The 22,754-nt window shown below is 60.3% G+C and carries 20 protein-coding genes; 14 read left to right on the plus strand and 6 right to left on the minus strand.

What is annotated here, in order from left to right:
* The first annotated feature begins 3 nt into the window (after positions 1 to 3).
* The gene (locus tag ACK3CV_RS17075) at positions 4 to 1,179 is read left to right on the plus strand and encodes a sugar efflux transporter (protein ID WP_033635269.1); all 1,176 of its coding nucleotides are present in this window, start codon (positions 4 to 6) and stop codon (positions 1,177 to 1,179) included.
* Here ACK3CV_RS17075 and ACK3CV_RS17080 read toward each other — a convergent pair.
* Positions 1,176 to 1,430 carry a YkgJ family cysteine cluster protein gene (locus tag ACK3CV_RS17080; RefSeq protein WP_015378527.1) on the minus strand — a complete coding sequence of 85 codons (255 nt, stop codon included), beginning with the start codon at positions 1,428 to 1,430 and terminating at the stop codon, positions 1,176 to 1,178. The genes ACK3CV_RS17075 and ACK3CV_RS17080 overlap by 4 nt on opposite strands.
* 263 nt (positions 1,431 to 1,693) lie before the next feature.
* On the opposite strand from ACK3CV_RS17080, the gene mtr reads away from it, so the two are divergent.
* Positions 1,694 to 2,938, plus strand: a complete 1,245-nt coding sequence (gene mtr / locus ACK3CV_RS17085) for a tryptophan permease (RefSeq protein ID WP_033648004.1) — start codon at positions 1,694 to 1,696, stop codon at positions 2,936 to 2,938.
* A gap of 126 nt (positions 2,939 to 3,064) precedes the next feature.
* A complete protein-coding gene (gene yeiP / locus ACK3CV_RS17090; RefSeq protein ID WP_033635271.1) occupies positions 3,065 to 3,637 on the plus strand; it encodes an elongation factor P-like protein YeiP in 573 nt (190 codons plus the stop codon).
* A gap of 42 nt (positions 3,638 to 3,679) precedes the next feature.
* Here the strand turns inward: yeiP and uxuA are convergent, their stop codons facing one another.
* Positions 3,680 to 4,870, minus strand: coding sequence for a mannonate dehydratase (gene uxuA, locus ACK3CV_RS17095; protein WP_033635272.1), 1,191 nt, complete (start codon positions 4,868 to 4,870; stop codon positions 3,680 to 3,682).
* A 294-nt stretch (positions 4,871 to 5,164) separates the two neighbouring features.
* On the opposite strand from uxuA, the gene ACK3CV_RS17100 reads away from it, so the two are divergent.
* Positions 5,165 to 6,637, plus strand: coding sequence for a mannitol dehydrogenase family protein (locus ACK3CV_RS17100; RefSeq protein ID WP_164039949.1), 1,473 nt, complete (start codon positions 5,165 to 5,167; stop codon positions 6,635 to 6,637).
* A gap of 62 nt (positions 6,638 to 6,699) precedes the next feature.
* Here the strand turns inward: ACK3CV_RS17100 and ACK3CV_RS17105 are convergent, their stop codons facing one another.
* Positions 6,700 to 7,008 carry a type 1 fimbrial protein gene (locus ACK3CV_RS17105; protein WP_033635274.1) on the minus strand — a complete coding sequence of 103 codons (309 nt, stop codon included), beginning with the start codon at positions 7,006 to 7,008 and terminating at the stop codon, positions 6,700 to 6,702.
* A gap of 318 nt (positions 7,009 to 7,326) precedes the next feature.
* On the opposite strand from ACK3CV_RS17105, the gene ACK3CV_RS17110 reads away from it, so the two are divergent.
* From ACK3CV_RS17110 to yejF, 9 genes are all read left to right on the plus strand, one after another.
* A complete protein-coding gene (locus ACK3CV_RS17110; protein ID WP_164039951.1) occupies positions 7,327 to 8,301 on the plus strand; it encodes a CobW family GTP-binding protein in 975 nt (324 codons plus the stop codon).
* A 77-nt stretch (positions 8,302 to 8,378) separates the two neighbouring features.
* Positions 8,379 to 9,089: a phosphatase PAP2 family protein gene (locus tag ACK3CV_RS17115; protein WP_103799064.1), complete on the plus strand. Its 711-nt coding sequence runs from the start codon at positions 8,379 to 8,381 to the stop codon at positions 9,087 to 9,089.
* A gap of 410 nt (positions 9,090 to 9,499) precedes the next feature.
* The gene (mepS, locus tag ACK3CV_RS17120) at positions 9,500 to 10,075 is read left to right on the plus strand and encodes a bifunctional murein DD-endopeptidase/murein LD-carboxypeptidase (protein WP_033635277.1); all 576 of its coding nucleotides are present in this window, start codon (positions 9,500 to 9,502) and stop codon (positions 10,073 to 10,075) included.
* 12 nt (positions 10,076 to 10,087) lie between these two features.
* On the plus strand, positions 10,088 to 10,336 hold the full coding sequence (locus ACK3CV_RS17125; RefSeq protein WP_125460721.1) for a hypothetical protein: 249 nt from the start codon (positions 10,088 to 10,090) through the stop codon (positions 10,334 to 10,336).
* A 151-nt stretch (positions 10,337 to 10,487) separates the two neighbouring features.
* A complete protein-coding gene (locus ACK3CV_RS17130; RefSeq protein WP_039565063.1) occupies positions 10,488 to 12,071 on the plus strand; it encodes a cyclic di-GMP phosphodiesterase in 1,584 nt (527 codons plus the stop codon).
* A gap of 93 nt (positions 12,072 to 12,164) precedes the next feature.
* Entirely contained in the window at positions 12,165 to 13,973 is a 1,809-nt protein-coding gene (locus tag ACK3CV_RS17135) for an extracellular solute-binding protein (protein ID WP_049195149.1), read from the plus strand.
* 9 nt (positions 13,974 to 13,982) lie between these two features.
* Entirely contained in the window at positions 13,983 to 15,074 is a 1,092-nt protein-coding gene (locus ACK3CV_RS17140) for a microcin C ABC transporter permease YejB (RefSeq protein ID WP_048321818.1), read from the plus strand.
* Positions 15,071 to 16,096, plus strand: coding sequence for an ABC transporter permease (locus ACK3CV_RS17145; protein ID WP_043147727.1), 1,026 nt, complete (start codon positions 15,071 to 15,073; stop codon positions 16,094 to 16,096). Before ACK3CV_RS17140 ends, ACK3CV_RS17145 begins: the two co-directional genes overlap by 4 nt.
* Position 16,097: 1 nt before the next feature.
* The gene (gene yejF, locus ACK3CV_RS17150) at positions 16,098 to 17,708 is read left to right on the plus strand and encodes a microcin C ABC transporter ATP-binding protein YejF (RefSeq protein ID WP_164141602.1); all 1,611 of its coding nucleotides are present in this window, start codon (positions 16,098 to 16,100) and stop codon (positions 17,706 to 17,708) included.
* Positions 17,709 to 17,716: 8 nt separating this feature from the next.
* Here yejF and ACK3CV_RS17155 read toward each other — a convergent pair whose 3' ends face one another.
* The 3 genes from ACK3CV_RS17155 to rsuA form a co-directional block, all read right to left on the minus strand.
* Positions 17,717 to 18,061, minus strand: a complete 345-nt coding sequence (locus tag ACK3CV_RS17155; RefSeq protein ID WP_004935763.1) for a YejG family protein — start codon at positions 18,059 to 18,061, stop codon at positions 17,717 to 17,719.
* A 594-nt stretch (positions 18,062 to 18,655) separates the two neighbouring features.
* Positions 18,656 to 19,852, minus strand: coding sequence for a Bcr/CflA family multidrug efflux MFS transporter (locus ACK3CV_RS17160; protein ID WP_025303559.1), 1,197 nt, complete (start codon positions 19,850 to 19,852; stop codon positions 18,656 to 18,658).
* Between the two features lie 41 nt (positions 19,853 to 19,893).
* Positions 19,894 to 20,607, minus strand: coding sequence for a 16S rRNA pseudouridine(516) synthase RsuA (rsuA, locus tag ACK3CV_RS17165; RefSeq protein WP_164039953.1), 714 nt, complete (start codon positions 20,605 to 20,607; stop codon positions 19,894 to 19,896).
* Between the two features lie 318 nt (positions 20,608 to 20,925).
* Here rsuA and radD point away from each other — a divergent pair, with 318 nt between their 5' ends.
* A complete protein-coding gene (radD, locus tag ACK3CV_RS17170) occupies positions 20,926 to 22,683 on the plus strand; it encodes a DNA repair helicase RadD (protein WP_033635283.1) in 1,758 nt (585 codons plus the stop codon).
* Positions 22,684 to 22,754 lie beyond the last annotated feature (71 nt).

A 22,754-nucleotide genomic window follows, 5' to 3' on the forward strand; every position in this document is an offset into this window, starting at 1 on the left:
GCCATGCCGACTTCATCCGCAGTAACGCGACGTGCGCCCGATCTCACTTCGCTGGCCTTTTTGGCGGTGGCGTTCCTGACCGGCATCGCCGGCGCGTTGCAAACCCCGACGCTGAGCCTGTTTCTGGAAACCGAGGTCAAGGTACGGCCGGCGCTGGTCGGGCTGTTCTTTACCGGCAGCGCGGTGATCGGCATTCTGGTCAGCCAGTTTCTCGCCGGCCGTTCGGATAAACAAGGCGACCGCAAATCACTGATCTTCCTCTGCTGCATGCTGGGTGCGCTGGGGTTCACGCTGTTCGCCTGGAGCCGCAACTATTACCTGCTGCTGCTCGTCGGCGTGCTGCTCACCAGCTTCGGCTCCACCGCCAATCCGCAGATGTTTGCACTGGCGCGCGAGCATGCCGATCGCACCGGGCGCGAGGCGGTGATGTTCACCTCCATCATGCGCGCCCAGGTTTCCCTTGCCTGGGTCATTGGCCCGCCGATCGCCTTCGCGCTGGCGCTGGGCTTCGGCTTTAAGGTCATGTATCTGGCGGGCGCGGCGGCCTTTGTGCTGTGCGGCCTGCTGGTGTGGAAGCGGCTGCCTTCGATGCCGAAAACCGCGGCGACGAACGCCCCCCTGGCCGCACCGCGGCAGCATCGCCGCGATTCGCTGCTGCTGTTCGTCGCCTGCACCCTGATGTGGACCGCCAACAGCATGTACCTGATCAACATGCCGCTGTATGTGGTGCACGAGCTGCGGCTGCCGGAGCGGCTGGCCGGGATATTGATGGGCGCCGCCGCCGGGCTGGAGATCCCAATCATGCTGATCGCCGGCATGGTGGCGAAACGCTGCGGCAAGCGTTGTTTGATGCGCGGGGCGGTGGTCGCCGGCGTGCTGTTCTATTGCGGCCTGCTGTTTATCACCGGCAGTTGGCCGCTGATTGCCCTGCAGCTGCTGAATGCGGCGTTTATCGGCGTGCTGGCGGGCATCGGCATGCTCTACTTTCAGGATTTGATGCCCGGTCAGGCCGGCACGGCCACCACGCTGTTCACCAACACCATTCGGGTAGGCTGGGTCATCGCCGGCGCCATCGCCGGTGCGGTGGCGGAAATCTGGAATTACCATGCGGTGTTTTACGCCGCGCTGGCGATGGCGGCAGGCGCGACGCTGTGTCTGTGGCGGTTGAGGGAAGCTTAAGGCGCGGTGTCCGCTTCCAGCCTGGCGAGATAAATCAGCGCCTGATCGCGGTGATCGTGGCACATGTCGCGGCTCGGCTGCAGGCTGCCGCACACCTTCGGCCGCAGCGGCGAATGAAACAGGCCACAGCGCAGCCGTTCATCCAGATGAATGCAGCGGGTATTGGCGGGCTTGCCGTTCGGCATGCCGGGGATCGGGCTGGATATTGACGGCGCGATACAGCAGGCGCCGCAGTCGCTGCGACAGTCCATCAGCGCTACTCCTGGTGGGCTGGGGAAAAGAAGCGCGACAATAGCAGCCGCGCGCGGCGGCCGCCAGCAGAATCCCTGCGCCCCGGCGATCTTTACACTCATCGCCCTGCGCCGGCCGGCTGCATCCTTTGGCGAATAAACGCCCAACAAACCTTGATTTAAAGACAAAAACGCGTGAAACGTGCAATTACCACGCTTTACATGCGCCATGCGCCCATGTACCATTGAGCTAGTACAAAAGAACCCATCCCCCAGGAGCACGCATGTCTACGGACACCATCCAGAAGCTGGCCCGCCCTTCCGTCCTCGGCGGCGCGATGATCATTGCCGGAACCGCCGTTGGCGCCGGCATGTTTTCCATTCCGATCGTCACTTCCGGTGTCTGGTTCAGCGGCTCCGTCGCGCTGCTGGTGTATACCTGGGCCTGCATGTTGCTTTCCGGCCTGATGATCCTCGAAGCCACGCTGCACTACCCGAGCGGCGCCAGCTTCAATACCATGGTCAAGGATCTGCTGGGCAAAGGCTGGAACGCCGTGAACGGCCTGTCGGTGGCGTTCGTGCTGTACATCCTGACCTACGCCTATATCTCCGCCGGCGGCTCGATCATCGCCCACACGCTGGAGGGCATCGTCGGCGTCGGCCAGACCACCGCCGGCCTGGTGTTCGCGCTGGTCGTGGCGTTTATCGTCTGGCTCTCCACCCGCGCGGTCGACCGCCTGAGCACCATTTTGATCGGCGGTATGGTGATCACCTTCGTGATGTCGGTGGGCGACATGTTCACCCACGTACAGCCCGCGGTGCTGTTCAACACCGGCGATGACCAGGCCAGCTATCTGCCTTACGCCCTGGCGGCATTGCCTTACCTGCTGACCTCGTTCGGCTACCACGGCAACATTCCCGGGCTGGTGAAGTATTACCATAAGGACAGCGGCTCCGTGGTACGCAGCCTGGTGTACGGCACCCTGCTGGCATTGGCTATCTACATCCTGTGGCAGTACGTGATCCAGGGCAATATCGCGCGCGACGCCTTTAAGCAAGTGATCGCCGAGGGCGGCAACATCGGCAGCCTGCTCAAGCAAATGGGCAACGTCTCCAGCAGCCAGACCGTCAGCCAACTGCTGAACGCCTTCTCCTATATGGCGCTGGCCAGCTCGTTCCTCGGCGTGTCGCTGGGCCTGTTCGACTACCTGGCAGACTTCTGCAAGTTCAAGGACGACGCCGTCGGACGCAGCAAGACCGCGCTGGTGACCTTTGTGCCGCCGACCCTGGCCGCGCTGCTGTTCCCGAACGGTTTCCTGTACGCCATCGGTTTCGCCGGGCTGGCGGCCACCGTCTGGGCGGTGATCGTGCCGGCGCTGATGGCGCGCGCCAGCCGCCGCCGCCACCCGCAGGCCGGTTACCGCGCACCAGGCGGCAACGGCGTGATCCTGTTCGTCATCCTGTTCGGCCTGATCAACGCCGCTGCGCATATTCTTTCGCTGTTCGGCCTGCTGCCGGTCTTCCGCTAATCCCCGAGGGGAGGGCGAGCGCCCTCCCTTTCCCGCACTGTTTTTACGCCGGGCTATTGCCTGAAATCGGCGGCGCGAGTACCTTGTCGCAACTTCTCTAATACTCTTCATTGCGGATGAATTGAAATGGCAAGAGCTAACGAAATTAAGCGCGGCATGGCGATCAGCTACAACGGCAAGCTGCTGCTGGTAAAAGATATCGACGTGCAGAGCCCGAGCGCCCGCGGCGCCAGCACCCTGTACAAAATGCGCTTCTCCGACGTGCGCACCGGCCTGAAAGTGGAAGAACGCTTCAAGGGCGACGATATCCTGGACACCATTTCCCTGTCGCGCCGCAAGGTGAACTTCTCCTATATCGACGGCGAAGAATACGTGTTCATGGATGACGAAGACTACACCCCGTACATCTTCAAGAAAGACCAGATCGAAGACGAGCTGCTGTTCATTCCGGAAGGCGGCCTGCCGGGTATGCAGGTGCTGACGCTGGAAGGCCAGGTGCTGGCGCTGGAGCTGCCGCAGACCGTGGATATGGAAATCGTCGAGACCGCGCCGGGCATCAAAGGCGCTTCCGCCAGCGCCCGCAACAAACCGGCCACCATGGCGACCGGCCTGGTGATCCACGTGCCGGAATACCTCAGCGCCGGCGACAAGATCCGCATTCATATCGCTGAACGCCGCTACATGAGCCGCGCCGACTAGTCGCGCCAGCGGGGCCGGAACGCGGCCCCGTTTCATTTTCCGCTACGGCAACTCCGGGAAAAAGCGCCGCTTGAGCGCCAGCTCGACGCCGCGCAGCTCCGCCAGCCCTTTCAACCGCCCGATGGCCGAATAGCCCGGATTGGTTTTCTTTTTCAAGTCGTCCAGCATCTGATGCCCGTGATCGGGGCGCATCGGGATCGGCCGCCGATCGCCCGCCCGCTGCCGACGCAGCTCTTCGGTCAGGATCGCTTCGATCACCGCCACCATGTCCACATCGCCCTGCAGATGCGCCCCCTCGTGGAAGCTTTTCGGGTTCTCCTCGCGGCAGGTGGCGCGCAGGTGGGTAAAGTGAATGCGATCGCCAAAGGTTTCAATCATCCGCACCAGATCGTTGTCGGCGCGCACGCCGTAGGAACCGGTGCATAGGGTGAAGCCGTTATAGATGCTGTCGACGGTCTGCTTCAGCCATTGCATGTCTTCAATCGTGGAGACGATGCGCGGCAGGCCGAGGATCGGCCGCGGCGGATCGTCGGGGTGCACCGCCAGCCTGATGCCGACCTCTTCCGCCACCGGCACGATGGCGCGCAGAAAGACCGCCATGTTCTCGCGCAGCCGCGCCTTGTCGATGCCGTCGTATTCCGCCAACCGGCGGCGGAACTGTTCCAGCGTGTAGCCCTCTTCCGCCCCCGGCAGCCCGGCGATGATGTTGCCGGTCAGCCGGTTTTTTTCCTCCTCGCTCATGGCGGCGAAATAGGCCGCCGCCTGACTGCGCTCTTGCGGCGTATAGTCGGCCTCGGCGCCGGCGCGCTGCAGGATATGCAGCTCGAACGCGGCGAAGGCGATCTGATCGAAGCGCAGCGCTTTGGAACCGTCCGGCAGCGGATAGGCCAGATCGGTGCGCGTCCAGTCGAGGATCGGCATGAAGTTGTAGCAGACGGTGTCGATGCCGCAGGCCGCCAGGTTGCGCAGCGACTGTTGATAATTGGCGATGTACCGCCGCCAGTCGCCGCTGTGGGTTTTGATCTCCTCATGCACCGGCACGCTCTCCACCACCGACCACACCAGCCCCTTTTCCGCCAACAGCGCCTGTCGCGCGCGGATCTCATCGATCGGCCAGACGTCGCCGTTCGCGATATGATGCAGCGCCGTCACCACCCCGGTCGCCCCGGCCTGACGCACGTCATCCAAAGAGACCGGATCGTTCGGGCCATACCAACGCCATGTTTGTTCCATGTTTTGTCCTTATGCCTGTCTCGCACCGCGATGCTGTTATACCAGTTTAATTTAGATGTCAGTTACCTTTAACTTACTCTTTCGCCCTGCGCTGTCAAAACCGAACCCCTCATTGGTTGATCCACTTCACGATTCTGGCTTATTTTGGACTGACCAATTCCTTTATCTGGCCGACATCCTTACACTGGTCGCAGTTTTTTTATCGCCGGCGCCACCCGCCCGATGTGGCAGAAAACTGGTCTGCTAACTTGGCGCAACTGGCCCACCAGCTGTCTTACACGCTTTGGAGATGAGATGAAAACGATCGCCAACACCCCATTGCCGGGCGCCGTCCGGCAGCCGGGCTATGACCGCCGGGCTCTGCGCAGCCGCATCGTGCACCTTGGCTTCGGCGCGTTCCACCGCGCGCATCAGGCGCTGCTGACCGATCGGGTGCTGAACGCCCAAGGCGGCGATTGGGGCATTTGCGAAATCAGCCTGTCCGGCGGCGTGCCGCTGTTTGAGGCGCTGCGGCAGCAGGATCATCTGTACAGCGTGCTGGAGAAAGGCGCGGACGGCCATCAGGCTATCGTGATCGGCGCGGTACATGAGAGCCTGCACCGCAAGCTGGAAGGCATCGCCGCGGTGCTGGAGAAACTGGCCGAGCCTCAGGTGGCGATCGTCTCGATGACCATCACCGAAAAAGGCTACTGCATCGAGCCCGGCAGCGGGCGATTGGATCGGCAGCATCCGGGGATCGTCGCCGATCTGGCGACGCCGCATCAGCCGCAGACCGTGCCCGGCATTTTGGTGGAGGCGCTGCGGCTGCGGCGCGAACGCGGCCTGCCCGCCTTCTCCCTGCTCTCCTGCGACAATATTCCGCAGAACGGCCACGTGCTGCGCCGGGCGGTGCTCGATCTGGCGCAGGCGCGGGATCCGTCGCTCGCCGATTGGATCGCCACCGCCGCCACTTTCCCCTGCACCATGGTGGATCGCATCGTGCCGGCCGCCACGCCGGCCACGCTGGATGAGATCGCCGCCGCGCTGGGCGGCGTGCGTGACGACTGCGCCATCGCCTGCGAGCCCTTCATTCAATGGGTGGTGGAAGACAATTTCGCCGCCGGACGCCCGGCGTGGGAGCTGGCCGGCGCCCAGTTGGTCCGCGATGTGCTGCCGTTTGAGCACATGAAACTGCGCATGCTGAACGGCAGCCACTCGTTCCTGGCTTACCTCGGCTACCTGGGCGGCTATCGCTATATCAACGAGTGCATGGCGGATGAACACTACCGCCGCGCCGCCCTGCGGTTGATGCTGGACGAACAGGCGCCCACCCTGAGCGTTACCGGCATCAGTCTGACCGACTACGCCGCACAGCTTATCGCGCGCTTCAGCAACCCGGCGCTGCAACACCTCACCTGGCAGATCGCCATGGACGGTTCGCAGAAGCTGCCGCAGCGCCTGCTGGACGCGGTGCGCTGGCATTTGCGACACGGCGGTGACTATAGCGGGCTGGCGCTGGGCGTGGCGGGCTGGATGCGTTACGTCGGCGGCGTCGATGACGCCGGTCAGCCGATCGACATTCGCGATCCGCTGGCAGACGCGCTGCAACAGACTATTGCCGCTACGCCGGACGATCGGCGGCGCGTAACGGCGCTACTGGCGCTGAAATCGGTGTTCGGCGAAACGCTGGCAACGCATGCGGCGTTTGCCGACGCGGTGACGCAAGCCTATTTGTCGCTGCGCGATCGCGGTGCGCGTGAAACGGTGAAGGAGTGGGTGCTGCGGTGAGAAGCCTGCAGGGCCGAGAATAACCATGCCGGCGTAACGTTACGCCGGCATGGCGGAACGACTTAACGATAAACGACCGTCATAACAGCGAGTTTCTTCTGTTGGTCTACCCACTTCATTTCGGTTGTGCCTAGATTTAGCGGAAGTTCTTTGCGTGTAGTATCAAAACCTGACAACGCTTGCTGGGCCTGATAACGCTGGCCGTTGCGGTAACATTGCGTATTCGCCTTAGAATCTGCAATATTGACCGTGCAAGGACTTTCAACGATAGAACCGACGAAGCGAATTACCCCGCCGGCCACTCCTGCATGACTCACTGCCGTCCATGAAAACAACATTCCTACGATCAAAAATAACCGAAAGGTATTCATGGCAACCTCATTTTTAGTTAAGCCAATTTAACCATAGAGGATCTTGTTAGGAATAATCGCAAGGAAAGGGACGAGATTTGATCGTTAATCGCGTCATTAACAATGTAAAAACAAGCTACTAACAAAAGTTAACCGCATCTAATACAGGGTTTTATCTAAGAATTTTCTTGTTATGAACGGTGGATTTTGTCGGTTGAAAAGCGCATGGTGACGTGCAAAATTTGCGAGATAGAGCACAAATTAAATCGCGGCGGTTTCACCGATAAGGCTGCGTAACTCATTTATTAAGCAGGTTAATTTTTGCTCCAGGAATTATTAATGACCAAAACCAATTTGATTACCGGTTTCCTCGGCAGCGGTAAAACCACCACTATCCGCCATTTGCTGGCTCATAAGCCCGAACATGAGCGCTGGGCGGTATTGGTCAATGAATTCGGCGAGATCGGCATCGACGGCGCGCTGCTGGCAGACAGCGGCGCGGTGCTCAAAGAGATCCCCGGTGGCTGCATGTGCTGCGTCAACGGCCTGCCGATGCAGGTGGGCTTGAATATGCTGTTACAGCAGGCCAAACCGGATCGGCTGCTGATCGAGCCGACCGGGCTCGGGCATCCGAAACAAATTCTGTCGCTGCTGACCCAGGAGAGCTATGCCGGCTGGATCGATCTGCAGGCCACCCTGTGCCTGCTGGATGCCCGCCAGCTCAGCCAGCCCCGCTACCGCGACAACGAAAACTTCCGCGATCAGCTGGCCGCGGCCGACGTTATTTTGGCCAGCAAAAGCGATACCTATCAGCCGGAAGACAGGCGGGCGCTGGAGGCCTGGAGGGCGCAAGATCCGCTGCGGCGGCCCTGTTATGCCATCGCGCAAGGCGATGCGGATGTCGCGCTGTTGTCACTTCCGCGCACGAATCGTACAGAATTGCCGGACGCGCAGCATCATCATGGTCAGGCGAAAACGCAGGGGCTGGCGGCGCTGCGGCTGCCGGAGCACGCCCGCTGGCGGCGAGCGTTGAACGAGGGGCAAGGCTTCACCAGCTGCGGCTGGATTTTTGACGGCGACACCCAATTCGACACCGTCGGCTTTATGGAATGGGTGCGACTCGCGCCGGTAGAACGCGCCAAAGGCGCGGTGCGCATCCCCGAAGGCACATTGCTGATCAATCGTCAGGGACAGGATCTCAACATCGAAACCCGCCCGGTCGCGCCGCTCGACAGCCGAATTGAGCTTATCCACAGCGAAAATGCCGATTGGAACGCCCTGCAATCCGCCTTGTTTAAGATTCGTTTAAGTTAGACCCCGTACCGTTGCCCCCCGGTTGCCGCAGGGCGGCCGGGTTTTATTTCGTTTTCATTTTGCCAACAGGTTATGTCATGACACGCCGCAATTTACCCCTCATTATCCTCTTCAACTTACTGGGCGTTGCGCTGTTCCTGTCCTGGTTCCTGCCGGCCAATCACGGCGGCTGGTTTACCCTGGACTCGGCGATCTTTTTCTTCTTTAACCGCCATCTGGCCACCGACCCGGCGTTTTTGCACCTGGTCGCCATCACCAACAACCGCGCGTTTGACGTGATTTCGCTGCTCGCCATGGGCCTGCTGTATTTGTACTTCTACCTGAAGCAGGACGCCGCCGGCCGCCGACGCCTGGTGATCACCGGCGTGGTGATGCTGCTGACCGCCGTGGTGCTGAACCAGCTTGGCCACCTGCTGCCGGTGAAGCATCCGAGCCCCACCCTGACCTTCGACAATATCTATCGCGTCAGTGAGCTGACCGGCATCCCCACCAAGGACGCCTCCAGCGACAGCTTCCCCGGCGACCACGGCATGATGCTGATTATTTTTTCCTGCTTTATGCTGCGCTATTTCGGCCGCGGCGCCTTCGCCGTTGCCCTGCTGATTACGCTGCTCTTCTCATTGCCACGCGTGATGATTGGCGCCCACTGGTTTACCGATATCGCCGTCGGCTCGCTGTCCGTGGTGCTGGTTGGCGCCAGCTGGGTGCTGATGACGCCTTGCAGCGACTGGATCGTCGATCGGTTGAATCGCCTGTTGCCCGGCAAGCATCGCCCCGGCCAACCATAACTTGCGTCTATGACTCATGCCGGGAGGCGCTCGCCTACCGGCCTTAGTCCCTTCGCTGAGCGCAAAATATCGTCACCGCCCGTTAACGCTTTTGCAACCTGATTTCACGCCAGATTCATACATCGGACAATTGGCGTTTTTTATATGAAGATTTACATTATGTTACATCACAAATTCATATAAAAAAGACGGGAAAAAGGCTCGCAATCCCCTATTTGTTCCGGTAATCTCAGATGCGTTTGTGCCTGGTTTAAGTCGAATCAGTATGGAATCCGATAAAAATGTGCGTTCTCGCACGTTTTCAACGGTAACTGGTTGTCGATGCAACAGGTGCGGACTAGGCTCGTTTCGTTTGGCATTTTTCAGGTAGCGACTTTCGTCGTTAAGGACTTCAAGGGAAAACAACAACAATGGTCAAATCTCAACCGTTTCTGAGATATTTTTTGCGGGTAGTCCCTGCAATTGCCGCTGCGGTTATGCTCTCCGCATGCAGCTCGACTCACACTTCGAACTTGAATAACGCACAAACTGAGATGCGTGCAGTTAATGACAAAGACGGTCTTTTACTGCAAGCCTCTCAGGATGAATTCGAAGCGATGGTTCGCAACGTTGACGTCAAGTCAAAGATTATGGATCAGTACGCGGACTGGAAAGGCGTTCGCTACCGTTTAGGCGGTGACAGCAAGCGCGGCATCGATTGCTCGGCGTTTGTTCAACGCACCTTCCGCGAACAGTTCGGCATGGATTTACCGCGTTCTACCTATGAACAGGAAGATCTCGGCAAGAAAATCCAGCGCACCAAGCTGCGCGTCGGCGATTTGGTGCTGTTCCGCGCCGGTTCCACCGGGCGCCATGTCGGCATCTATTTAGGCAACGATCAGTTCGTTCACGCCTCCACCAGCAGTGGGGTCATGATTTCCAAGCTGACCGATAACTATTGGAATAAACGTTATCGAGAAGCGCGCCGGGTGTTGACCAACGGTTAACGGTGCAATGCCTTGAAGATCCTGAATACCAAACGAGCGATAAGCGCCGCCTACGGGCGGCGTTTTTTTTGGTTGTCTAACAGATATCATCAAGATTGCTCCCTGCCTTATCGCCATCTTTCTCCGCTTAACGCTGCCGCACGCCATTATTTTGATAAACTGTTGGCAGGAAATCGCGCCATCGAGGAAAAACTCGCCTATTATCGTCAGATGACGGCAACGGCGCCCCGGCGTTATTTAAAACGTTTCCGCTTAAAATAGGCGCATTATATTTCTGTCGGCGACGCCGCATATTTAAACAACGCCGCCGGTTGGTACGGGATAAAAAGGCAAAAATGAAAAAAAAGCCGTTGGCACAATCCATTAAATGGCTGCGCGACACCCCTGACGCCCTGTTGCAGAGGACTCGGTTATGGGCTTGAAAAGAGCTTTTGCCCGCAGCGTGTCTCACCGACAGCGCAGCCTGGCTAAAAGCGGCGTCGCCGCCCTGGTATTTTTTACGCTCTTCACCGCGGTCACGCTTTCTTTGATTAACCACCAGCGCACGCAATATCAACATAAGGTCGAAGCGCGCACGCAAAAGTTCACGCTGGGTTATATCTCGCACCTGAAGACGGTGATGCAGCAAATGATGCCGCTGCTGGCCAAGCCTTGCCTCTCAAGCCAGTCGGATATTACCTACCAGGCGGCCTTTACCAGCGGCGTGCGCACCTTCCTGTTGGTGAAAGACGGCTACGCCTATTGCTCTTCCGCCACCGGCGACATGATGTTGCCGATGAAAAATCTCTACCAGGATATCGACTGGAATCTGCCCCTGGATCTCAAGCTGCAGCAGGGCACGCCGATCGTGCCGAACAAACCGGCGGTTGCAGTTTGGCTGCGGCATCCCGACGAAAAGGCCACCGGCATCCTCGCTACGCTGGACATCGATCTGATGCCCTATCTGCTGTTCACCTCGCACGACGAACAGGCGCCGGGCATCGCCATCGTGATGGGCAACCGCGCGCTGACCACCTTCAGCCCGAACCTGATGCCGGTCGATCAGTTGCCGAAGGGCAAGGCGGATAAACTGACGCTGCCCAATCTGCCGCTGACCATCCTGTTCTACAACGAGAAACTGACCCCCAACGACATTCGCCTGACGCTGCTGGGCAGCCTGGTGCTGTCATTGATGATCGGCGTACTCTGCTATTACATGCTGCTGCTGCGGCAAAGCCCGGAACGCGCGCTGCTGCGCGGCATCAAGCGCAACGAGTTCTTTATCGAATACCAGCCGGTGTTCCATACCGACAGCAACAGCATCGGCGGGCTGGAAGCGCTGATCCGCTGGCAGCATCCGATCGAAGGCCGCATCCCGCCCGACGTCTTTATCCCCTACGCCGAAAGCAACGGGCTGATCGTGCCGCTCACCCGCCACCTGTTCAGGCTGATCGCCGAAGATGCGCCGCAGCTCGCCAAAGCGCTGCCGCGGGGAGGCAAGGTCGGGCTCAACATCTCCCCCGCCCACCTGAGCGCGCCGTCGTTCCACCAGGACGTGTATGAACTGTTGACGCAGTTGCCGGGCGATTACTTTACGCTGGTGTTTGAAATCACCGAGCGCGGCATGGTGGAAGAAGAGAGTGCGCTGGCGGAGTTTGACTGGCTGCACAAACAGGGCATCGAGATCGCGGTGGACGATTTTGGCACCGGGCACAGCGCGTTGATCTATCTTGAGCGCTTCACCATGGATTACCTGAAGATCGATCGTGGCTTCGTCAACACCATCGGCCAGGACACGGTCACCGCGCCGGTGCTGGATGCGGTGATCTCGCTGGCGAAAAAGCTGAAAATGCTGACGGTGGCCGAGGGCGTGGAAACCGCCGAGCAGATGCAGTTCCTGCAAGAACACGGCGTCAACTTCATGCAGGGCTACTACTTCAGCAAGCCGCTGAGCATCGACAATTTCGTCGCTTACTGCAATGCTCATCAGGTCTTTGATTATCAGGCAAATAAATAGTTAGTCTTTAAGCATCTTTACCCTGCGCCCGCCCGAAGAATGTTATGCTGGGCGCAGGTTGTACTTTATTCCACAGCAGGAGCTTACCGTCTGATGTCCGTGCGCATTTTCGCTGCTCTGGTGCTCTCGGCACTGAGTTTCGGTCTGCGGGCCGAAGCCCTCAACGAAAGCTACGCTTTCGCCCTTCTCGGTGAACCGAAATACGCCACCGACTTCAGCCATTTCGACTACGTCAACCCGGCGGCACCCAAAGGCGGCGACGTGCGGCTGGCGGCCATCGGCACCTACGACAACTTCAACCGCTTCGCTACCCGCGGCGTGCCCGGCGAACGTACGATGGAGTTGTACGATACGCTGTTCACCAACTCCGACGACGAACCCGGCAGCTATTATCCGCTGATTGCCGAATCGGCCCGTTTCCCGGCCGACATGCGCTGGATGGAGTTGGATATCAACGCCCGCGCCCGCTTCCAGGACGGCAGTCCGATCACCGCCGCCGACGTGGCCTTCACCTTCAATAAATTCATGACCGAAGGCGTACCGCAGTTTCGTTCCTATTACAAAGGCGTCACGGTCAAGGCCATTTCCCGGCTGACGGTACGCATCGAGCTGCCTAAAGCCAACCGTGAGCAAATCCTCAGCCTGCTCAGCCTGCGCGTATTGCCGGAAAGCTTCTGGAAAAACCATAAGCTCAACGAACCGCTCAGCACCCCGCCGCTCGCCAGCGGCCCGTATAAAATCGCCGATTACCGCCTCGGCCAATACATCACCTACCAGCGAGTGCGCGACTACTGGGCCGCCAACCTGCCGGTGAACCGCGGCCGCTACAACTTCGACAGCATTCGCTACGATTATTACCTGGACGATAAAGTATCGCTGGAAGCCTTCAAGGCCGGCGCTTACGATTTCCGCATCGAGCCGTCACCCAAAAGCTGGGCCACCCAGTATCAGGGCGGCAACTTCGCGCGCAACTACATCATCAAGCAGGATGAGACCAATCAGGCGGCGCAGAATACCCGCTGGCTGGCGTTCAACCTGCAAAAACCGCTGTTCGCCGATCGTCGGGTACGGGAAGCGATCGGCCTGGCTTTCGACTTCAACTGGATGAACAAGGCGCTGTATTACAACGCCTATCAGCGCGCCGACAGCTATTTCCAAAACACCGCCTACGCCGCCCGCGGCTACCCGGACGCCGCCGAACTGGCCTTGCTGGCGCCGCTCAAAGGCCAGATACCGCCGGAGGTGTTTACCAGCATCTACCAGCCGCCCTCCTCCGACGGCAGCGGCAACGATCGGCAAAACCTGCTGAAGGCGACCCAATTGCTGAAAGAAGCCGGTTGGGTGGTCAAAAATCAAAAGCTGGTCAACGCCAAAACCGGCCAGCCGTTCACCTTCGAACTGATGCTGCTGAGCGGCAGCAACTTCCAGTACGTATTACCCTTCCGCCACAACCTGCAGCGGCTGGGCATCGATATGCAAATTCGCGAAATTGACGCCTCGCAGTACACCCGTCGCATGCGTGAACGCGATTTCGACATGATGTCGACCGTATATATGGCGATGCCGTTCCCCAGCGCCGATCTGCAAATCCTGTGGGATTCGCAGTACATCGATTCCAGCTACAACACGGCCGGCGTCAAAGATCCGGCGGTCGACAGCCTGGTGAGGCAAATCGCCGCCCATCAGGGCGACGAAAAGGCCCTGTTGCCGCTCGGCCGCGCGCTGGATCGGGTGCTGACCTGGAACAACTACATGCTGCCGATGTGGTACTCCAACCACGATCGTTACGCCTATTGGGACAAGTTCTCCACGCCGTCGATCCGCCCGGCCTATGCGATCGGCTTCGATAACTGGTGGTACGACGTCAACAAGGCGGCGCGTTTACCGGCTCAACGGCAATAAGGAGTCGGAATGGCGGCCTATCTGATACGCAGACTGTTACTGGTGATCCCCACGCTGTGGGCGATCATCACCATCAACTTTTTTATCGTGCAAATTGCCCCCGGCGGCCCGGTCGATCAGGCCATCGCCGCCATTGAGCTGGGGCACGGCAGCGGTTTTGGCAGCGGCGGCGTCAGCGAAGGCCTGGGCCATGCCCGAGCGGGCATCGCGGCAGGCGACAGCCAATACCGCGGTTCGCGCGGTCTGGATCCGGAGGTGATCGCCGAGATCACCCAACGTTACGGCTTCGATAAACCGCTGCACGAGCGCTACTTCACCATGCTGTGGAACTATATGCGCTTCGACTTCGGCGACAGCCTGTTTCGCGGCGCCTCGGTGATGCAGCTGATCGGCCAGAGCCTGCCGGTCTCCATCACGCTGGGCCTTTGGAGCACGCTGATCATCTACCTGGTGTCGATCCCGCTCGGCATCCGCAAGGCCGTCCACAACGGCAGCGCGTTCGATACCTGGAGCAGCACGCTGATCATCATCGGCTACGCCATTCCGGCTTTCCTGTTCGCCATCCTGATGATTGTGCTGTTCGCCGGCGGCAGCTACCTGGACTGGTTCCCGCTGCGCGGCCTGGTCTCCAGCAACTTCGACACCCTCTCGTGGCCGGCGAAGATCGCCGACTACCTGTGGCACATCACGTTGCCGGTGCTGGCGACGGTGATCGGCGGCTTCGCCACCCTGACCATGCTGACCAAAAACTCGTTCCTCGACGAGATCCGCAAGCAGTACGTCACCACCGCCCGCGCCAAGGGGCTGGATGAGAAAAAGATCCTGTACCGCCACGTATTCCGCAACGCCATGCTGCTGGTGATCGCCGGTTTTCCGGCCACCTTTATCAGCATGTTCTTCACCGGCTCGCTGCTGATTGAGGTGATGTTCTCGCTCAACGGCCTGGGGCTGCTGGGCTACGACGCCACGCTGCAGCGCGACTACCCGGTGATGTTCGGCACGCTGTATATCTTCACCCTGATCGGCCTGCTGTTGAATATCCTCAGCGATATCACCTACACCCTGGTCGATCCGCGCATTGACTTCGAGGCCCGCCAATGAGCCGCCTTAGCCCGATCAACCAGGCGCGCTGGGCGCGCTTTCGCCGCAACCGCCGCGGCTACTGGTCGCTGTGGATCTTTTTGGTGCTGTTCACCCTGAGCCTGGCCGCCGATCTGATCGCCAATGACAAACCGCTGTTGGTGCGTTATGAAGGCCGGCTATACCTGCCGTTTATGATTAGCTACAGCGAAACCGCCTTCGGCGGCGAACTGAATACCGAAGCCGACTATCAGGATCCGTTCGTGCAGCGGCAGATCGAACGGCACGGCTGGGCGGTGTGGGCGCCGATCCGCTTCAGCTACGACACCATCAACTTCGCCACCGAAGTGCCCTTCCCCTCGCCGCCTTCCCGCCAAAACCTGCTGGGCACCGACAGCAACGGCGGCGACGTGCTGGCCCGGGTGCTGTACGGTTTTCGCATCTCGATGCTGTTCGGCCTGGCGCTGACGCTGTTTTCCAGCCTGATCGGCGTGTGCGTCGGCGCGACGCAAGGGTATTACGGCGGGCGTTTCGATCTGTGGGGGCAACGCTTTATCGAAGTGTGGTCGGGCATGCCGACGCTGTTTCTGATCATTCTGCTGTCGAGCATCGTCCAGCCCAATTTCTGGTGGCTGCTCGGCATCACCATCCTGTTCGGCTGGATGAGCCTGGTGGGTGTGGTGCGCGCCGAATTCCTGCGCACCCGCAATTTTGACTACATCCGCGCCGCGCGCGCCATGGGCGTGCCGGATCGCGTTATCATGTCCCGCCATATGCTGCCCAACGCCATGGTGGCGACGCTGACCTTCCTGCCGTTTATCCTGTGCGGCTCGATCACCACCCTGACGTCGCTCGATTTCCTCGGTTTCGGTCTGCCGATCGGTTCGCCGTCGCTCGGTGAGTTGCTGCTGCAAGGCAAAAACAATCTGCAGGCGCCATGGCTCGGCATCACCGCCTTCCTGGTCTTGGCGGTGCTGCTGTCGTTATTAATCTTTATCGGCGAAGCGGTGCGCGACGCCTTTGACCCCAGCAAGGCGCATTGATATGGCCACTCCTTTGCTCGCTATTCAGGATCTCAGCATCGCCTTCCGCCAGGGCGACACCGTCACGCCGGTGGTCAGCGAACTCTCGCTGCAAATCGCGCCGGCGGAAACGCTGGCGCTGGTAGGGGAATCCGGCTCCGGCAAAAGCGTCACCGCCCTGTCGATACTGCGCCTGCTGCCCGCGCCGCCGGTGGTTTACCCTGCCGGCGACATTCTGTTCAACGGCGATTCGTTGCTGCATGCGCCGGAAGCGGCGCTGCGCAAGGTGCGCGGCAATCAGATCGCGATGATCTTTCAGGAACCGATGGTGTCGCTTAACCCGCTGCACACCATCGAGAAACAGCTGGCGGAAGTGTTGATGCTGCACCGCGGCCTGCGGCGCGATGCCGCGCGCGCGGAGATCGTCGAGTGCCTGGAGCGCGTCGGCATCCGCCAGGCCAAAAGCCGGCTGCAGGACTATCCGCATCAGCTGTCCGGCGGCGAACGCCAGCGGGTAATGATCACCATGGCGGTGTTGACCCGCCCGAAACTGCTGATCGCCGACGAACCCACCACCGCGCTCGACGTCACTATCCAGGCGCAGATCCTGACGCTGCTGCAAGAATTGAAACGAGAGATGGACATGGGGCTGCTGTTCATCACCCATAATCTGAATATCGTGCGCCGCCTGGCGGACAACGTGGCGGTGATGCGTCAGGGGCGCTGCGTGGAGCAAAACGCCCGCGCGCGGCTGTTCAGCCGGCCGCAGCATTCTTACACGCAGCAGCTGCTGGCCGCCGAAGACGTCGGTGAACCGCTGCCGTTGCCTGCCGCGGCCAACGGGCACCCCGGCGACGAGCGGCCGCTGCTCAAGGTGGAGAACCTGCAGGTGCGCTTCCCCATTCGCCGCGGCCTGCTGCGCCGCACGGTGGATTATCACTATGCATTGAAATCATTGAGTTTCGAGCTGCGGGCCGGGGAAAGCGTGGGGCTGGTGGGGGAATCCGGCTCGGGCAAAAGCACCACCGGGCTGGCGCTGCTGCGCCTGTTGGCCTCGCAGGGCACCATCTGGTTCGACGGCGAACCGCTGCATCCGCTCACAATGAAGCAGATGCTGCCCTACCGCAGCCGGATGCAAATCGTCTTCCAGGATCCCTATTCCGCCCTGAACCCGCGCCTGAACGTGCAGCAGATCATCGCCGAGGGGCTGGAAGTGCACCAGCGGCTTAGCGCCGAGCAGCGGGAACAGCGCGTGATCGAGGTGTTGCAGGAGGTCGGCCTGGATCCGCAGCTGCGCCACCGCTATCCCACCGAGTTTTCCGGCGGCCAGCGCCAGCGCATCGCCATCGCGCGCGCGCTGATCCTGCAGCCGCAGCTGCTGATCCTCGACGAGCCGACCTCTTCGCTGGATAAATCGGTGCAGGCGCAGATCCTGACGCTGCTGAAATCGCTGCAGCAACGTCACCGGCTGGCTTATCTGTTCATCAGCCATGACCTGCAGGTGGTGCGTTCGCTATGCCACCAGGTCATCGTGCTGCGACAGGGAGAAGTGGTTGAACAGGGAGACTGCCGGGCGATTTTCGCGGCGCCCGCCGCCGACTATACCCGTCAACTGCTGCAGTTGGCGGATTAGCGGCAAATTCAGAAGGGGTACTGCGCGCTGAGCGGTTCGGCGATCGCGGCGCCGACGTTTTTCAGGCGGCACATGGTGGCGCTCTCGTCGCTGCGCTGCACGAACAGGCAAGGCTCTCCTTCCCATTCGACAATCGCGCAGTCGACCTGAATCTCCTGCAGCGACAGATTGAGCTGTTGCATTACCTGCCAGGCCTCGGCCCCTTCATGGCTGAGCAACTTCAGCCCAATCAGGTTGTTATCTTCGTCTATTCCGTTAAACGGAATCGGTTCGACCTTCACGCCGGTGAAACCGGATAGCCAACGATAACTTTGCGGCAAGCGATGCACTACCGAAAGTTGGATACTCTCCACATGAAATCCCTAGTTTGAAAAGGTGAAACACTTTTACCTGACAGGGTTACTAAGTTATAGCCGTTGACTCCCGACTCTGCCGCGCACAAATGTTATTTAAATGTAAATTTTGCCGCAAGCCATTAACCTGACCCCGTGCTTGCCGATGCCGCGCCATTTTTTGGCGCGCCGTGCGGTGTTATTTCACGGCATTTTGCGACTCAGCTCGCATTTTTGCGTTATATGTAACCCTTTCCCGCAGCGATCTCAACTCTTTTTTCTTGCAATGCGACTACTTTTCCGTCGCCATATTTTTACATTGAAGAAACATTTCACCCGCCACGTTAGCGCAGCCTCTCCTGCTAATGCCTTGATTTACATCAATCCTAATACAAACCACTCGCGCGGCGCAGCCGACAGAACGCCGCGCCTCCCGGGGAATATCGGGCGGCACGATGGCGGAGTTTTTTAACAAAAAGCACACAGATGGGAAAATGACCAATTAATTAGCAGACATATATTTAGCAACAAATTATTCATTGCCGGTTGCACCCTGAAATGGCAGGGCGCAACCCCATGACGCTGCGGGGCGAAACGCCCCGAGTCGGGAGAACGTCAGGCTGCGCGATCGCGCGGCCGGCTGGCGTAAACGTAGAACAGCACCGCCACGATGCTGCACAGCGCCATCGAGGTGACCATTGGCCAGGCGCTTTTGCCCGGCGCCATCGACAGCACCGCCCCCACCAGCGCGCCGATGCTAAAGCGCAACGTGCCGGCCAGGGAAGACGCGGTGCCCGCCATATGCGGAAAATCATCCAGGATCACCGCCATGGCGTTGGAGGAAATCATCGCGATGCACCCCAGGTAGACCGCTACGCCGATCACCAGCGCCCAGAAGCCCAGGCCGACGGCGCTTACCGCCAGCAGCCACAGCCCCATCGCCAGCTGCACCAGCAGCCCCAGCTTGAACATCTTGACCGCGCCGAACCGCCGCACGTTGCGGCTGTTGATCAGCGTCGTCAGGAACAGGAAGACGATGTTCAGCGCAAAATAGTAGCCGAAGTGCTGCGGCGAAACGTGGTTCAGTTCGATGTAGACGAACGGCCCGGCGCTGAGGAACGAGAACATGCCCGCAAACGAGAAGGCGCTGGCCAACATGTAGCTCAGCACCCGCTTGTGGCGGAACAGCGAACCGAAGTTGCCCAGCGTGGTACGCAGGTGGAACCGCTGACGCCGCTCTTTCGGCAGCGTCTCCTTGATGAACAAGGCCACCAGCAGTGAACCGATCAGCGCCGCGGCACCCATGGTCCAGAAGATGGCGTGCCAGCTGAACCACAGCAGCAGCGCACCGCCGATCATCGGCGCCAGCAGCGGCGCGATGGTCATCACCAGAATGACGAACGACATCATGCGCGAGAACTCATCCTTGGTGAACATGTCGCGCATCAGGGCGTTAATCACCACGCTGGCGGCGGCGGCGGCCAGACCGTGCAGGAAACGCAGCCCGATCAGCTGATCGATAGACTGCGCCATGGCGCAGGCGCAGCCGGCGATGGCAAAGATCAGCGTTCCCCACAGGATCACCGGCTTGCGGCCGATGCTGTCCGACATGGGCCCATAGAACAGCTGCCCGAAGGCAAAGCCGAGCATATAGGCGCTGAGCGTCATCTGCACGCTGCCGGACTCGACGCCAAACTGGGCGGCGATCACCGGCATACTGGGCAGGTACATGTCGATCGCCAACGGCATCAACATGGACAACAGGCCCAGAATGAAAATCAAACCGAGATGAGAGGTTCGGTTCTGTTGCACGTTCCACGACTCCTTAATCGGCCGCAATCAATGATCGGTTATCAGTCCTGCAGGTGCGGCGCGCCCACGCTGGCGATCTCTTCTTCGGTCAGTGGGCGGTATTCGCCCGGCGCCAGATCGTCATCCAGCACGATGGCGCCGATGCGCTCACGGTGCAACTCGATCACCCGGTTGCCGACGGCGGCGAACATCCGCTTCACCTGGTGGTAGCGCCCTTCGCTGATGGTCAGGCGCACCACGCGCTCGTCAACCTGCTCCAACGTCGCCGGCCGCGTCAGATCTTTCTCGTTGTGCAGTTGCACCCCTTCGGCGAAACGCTGCGCGGTGTCTTCCGCCAACGGGTGCTCCAGCGTGACCAAATAGGTTTTCTCGCAGTGGTGGCGCGGCGACGTGACGCGGTGCGACCACTGGCCGTCGTCGGTCATCAGCACCAGCCCGGTGGTGTCGATATCCAACCGCCCGGCGGCGTGCAGCTTGTACGCGACCGGCTCATCGAGGAAATACAGCACCGTCGGATGATCGGGATCGTCGGTGGAGCAGACGTAGCCCTGCGGTTTGTTGAGCATGAAATAGCGCGGGCCGTTCTGCTGCTGCAGCGGATTGCCGTCGAACGTCACTTCTTGCTCCGGGGTCAGTTTGATCGCCCCGCTCTTCACCACCTCACCGTCAACGGTGACGCGTTTAGCCCGAAGTTCGCGCGCGACCAGCGCACGGCTGATGCCTAACTGCTGAGATAAAAACTTGTCCAATCGCATGGGATCTGCTTTGCCTGTCGTTGTTATGATCGCATTGATCGTATTGCCAAAATATGACGCCCGCCGTTGCACCGGGTGCAAATGGCAGGTTCAGGGGGGAAATCGCGTGGGGGAACAGCGATTGCTGTCTCACGAGTATAGCGGCACAACGCGTTGCCCGACAGGGGTAATTTTCACGCTTCTCGCACCGCGCGCGCGCAGAAGGCATAATAATGGAAATTTTTCGGCCGCCCGGGGCGTAAAATGTCACGCTTTCTGTGGGAACAGAGGTGACAAAACCGCTTCCCGGCGGCCCATTCCAACCTACGGCGTTCACTTATGGCCTTTACCCTACGCCCCTACCAACTGGAAGCGGTCGAAGCCACCATCAATCATTTCCGGCGGCACCCCGAACCGGCGCTGATCGTGCTGCCGACCGGCGCCGGCAAAAGCCTGGTGATCGCCGAACTGGCGAAGCGCGCCCGCGGGCGGGTGCTGGTGCTGGCGCACGTCAAGGAACTGGTGGCGCAAAACCACGCCAAATACTGCGCCTACGGCCTGGAAGCGGACATCTTCGCCGCCGGCCTGCAACAAAAAGAGAGCGCCGGCAAGGTGGTGTTCGGCAGCGTGCAGTCGGTGGCGCGCAACCTGCCGCTGTTCGACGGCGCCTTTTCGCTGCTGATCGTCGATGAATGCCACCGCATCAGCGACGACGACGACAGCCAGTACCAGCAAATCATCCAGCATTTGCAGAAAACCAACCCGCAGCTGCGGCTGCTGGGGCTGACCGCCACGCCCTATCGCCTGGGCAAGGGCTGGATTTACCAGTATCACTACCACGGCTTCACCCGCGGCGACGGCGCCAGCCTGTTTCGCGACTGCATCTACGAGCTGCCGCTGCGCTACATGATTAAGAACGGCTTCCTGGTGCCGCCTGAGCGGCTGGACATGCCGATCGTGCAGTACGATTTCAGCCGGCTGGAGGCCAGAAGCAACGGCCTGTTCAGCGAAGCGGATCTGAACCGTGAGCTGAAGCGGCAAAACCGCGTCACGCCGCATATCATCAGCCAGATTGTAGAGTACGCCCAAGATCGTAAAGGGGTGATGATCTTCGCCGCCACCGTCGAGCACGCCCGCGAGATCCACGGCCTGTTGCCGAACGGCGAGGCCGCGCTGGTCAGCGCCGAAACGCCGCCCGCCGAGCGCGATGCGCTGATCGAGGCGTTCAAACAGCAGCAGCTGCGCTATCTGGTCAACGTAGCGGTATTGACCACCGGCTTCGACGCGCCGCACGTCGATCTGATCGCTATTCTGCGCCCGACCGAGTCCGTCAGCCTGTATCAGCAGATCGTCGGCCGCGGTCTGCGGCTGGCGCCCGGCAAGGAGGATTGCCTGATCCTCGACTACGCCGGCAACCCGCACGATCTGTTCACGCCGGAGGTCGGCGTCAGCAAGCCGCACGGCGACAGCCAGCCGGTGCAGGTGTTCTGCCCGGCCTGCGGCTTCGCCAACCTGTTCTGGGGCAAGTGCACCGAGAATGGCGACATCATCGAGCACTACGGCCGCCGCTGTCAGGGCTGGCTGGAAGACGACGACGGCCACCGCGAACAGTGCGATTACCGCTTCCGGTTCAAGAGCTGCCCGCACTGCGGCGCGGAGAACGACATCGCCGCGCGCCGCTGCCATCAGTGCCAGGAGGTGCTGGTCGATCCCGATGACATGCTGAAGGCGGCGCTGAAGCTGAAAGACGCGCTGGTGCTACGCTGCGGCGGCATGGAATTGCAGAGCGGCCGCGACGACAAGGGCGAATGGCTGAAGGCCACCTATTACGACGAGGACGGCACCAGCACCAGCGAGCGCTTCCGCCTGCAGACGCCGGCGCAGCGCAAAGCGTTCGAAATGCTGTTCCTGCGCCCGCACCAGCGCGCGCCGGGCGTGCCGTTCGCCTGGCACACCGCCGCCGACGTGCTGGCGCAACAGCAGGCGCTGCGCCATCCGGATTTCGTGGTGGCGCGCAAACGCGGGCAGTTTTGGCAGGTGCGCGAGAAAGTGTTCGATTATCAAGGCCGTTTCCGCCGCGCCAATCAGTTGGCCTGAGCGAACGGCCCTCAATCTGGGCAGGTTTTCGTTGCCCTGCAGGCGGCTTTCCGTTAAAATGCCGCGCGCTT

The sequence above is a fragment of the Serratia sp. TSO36 genome, from assembly GCF_057808395.1.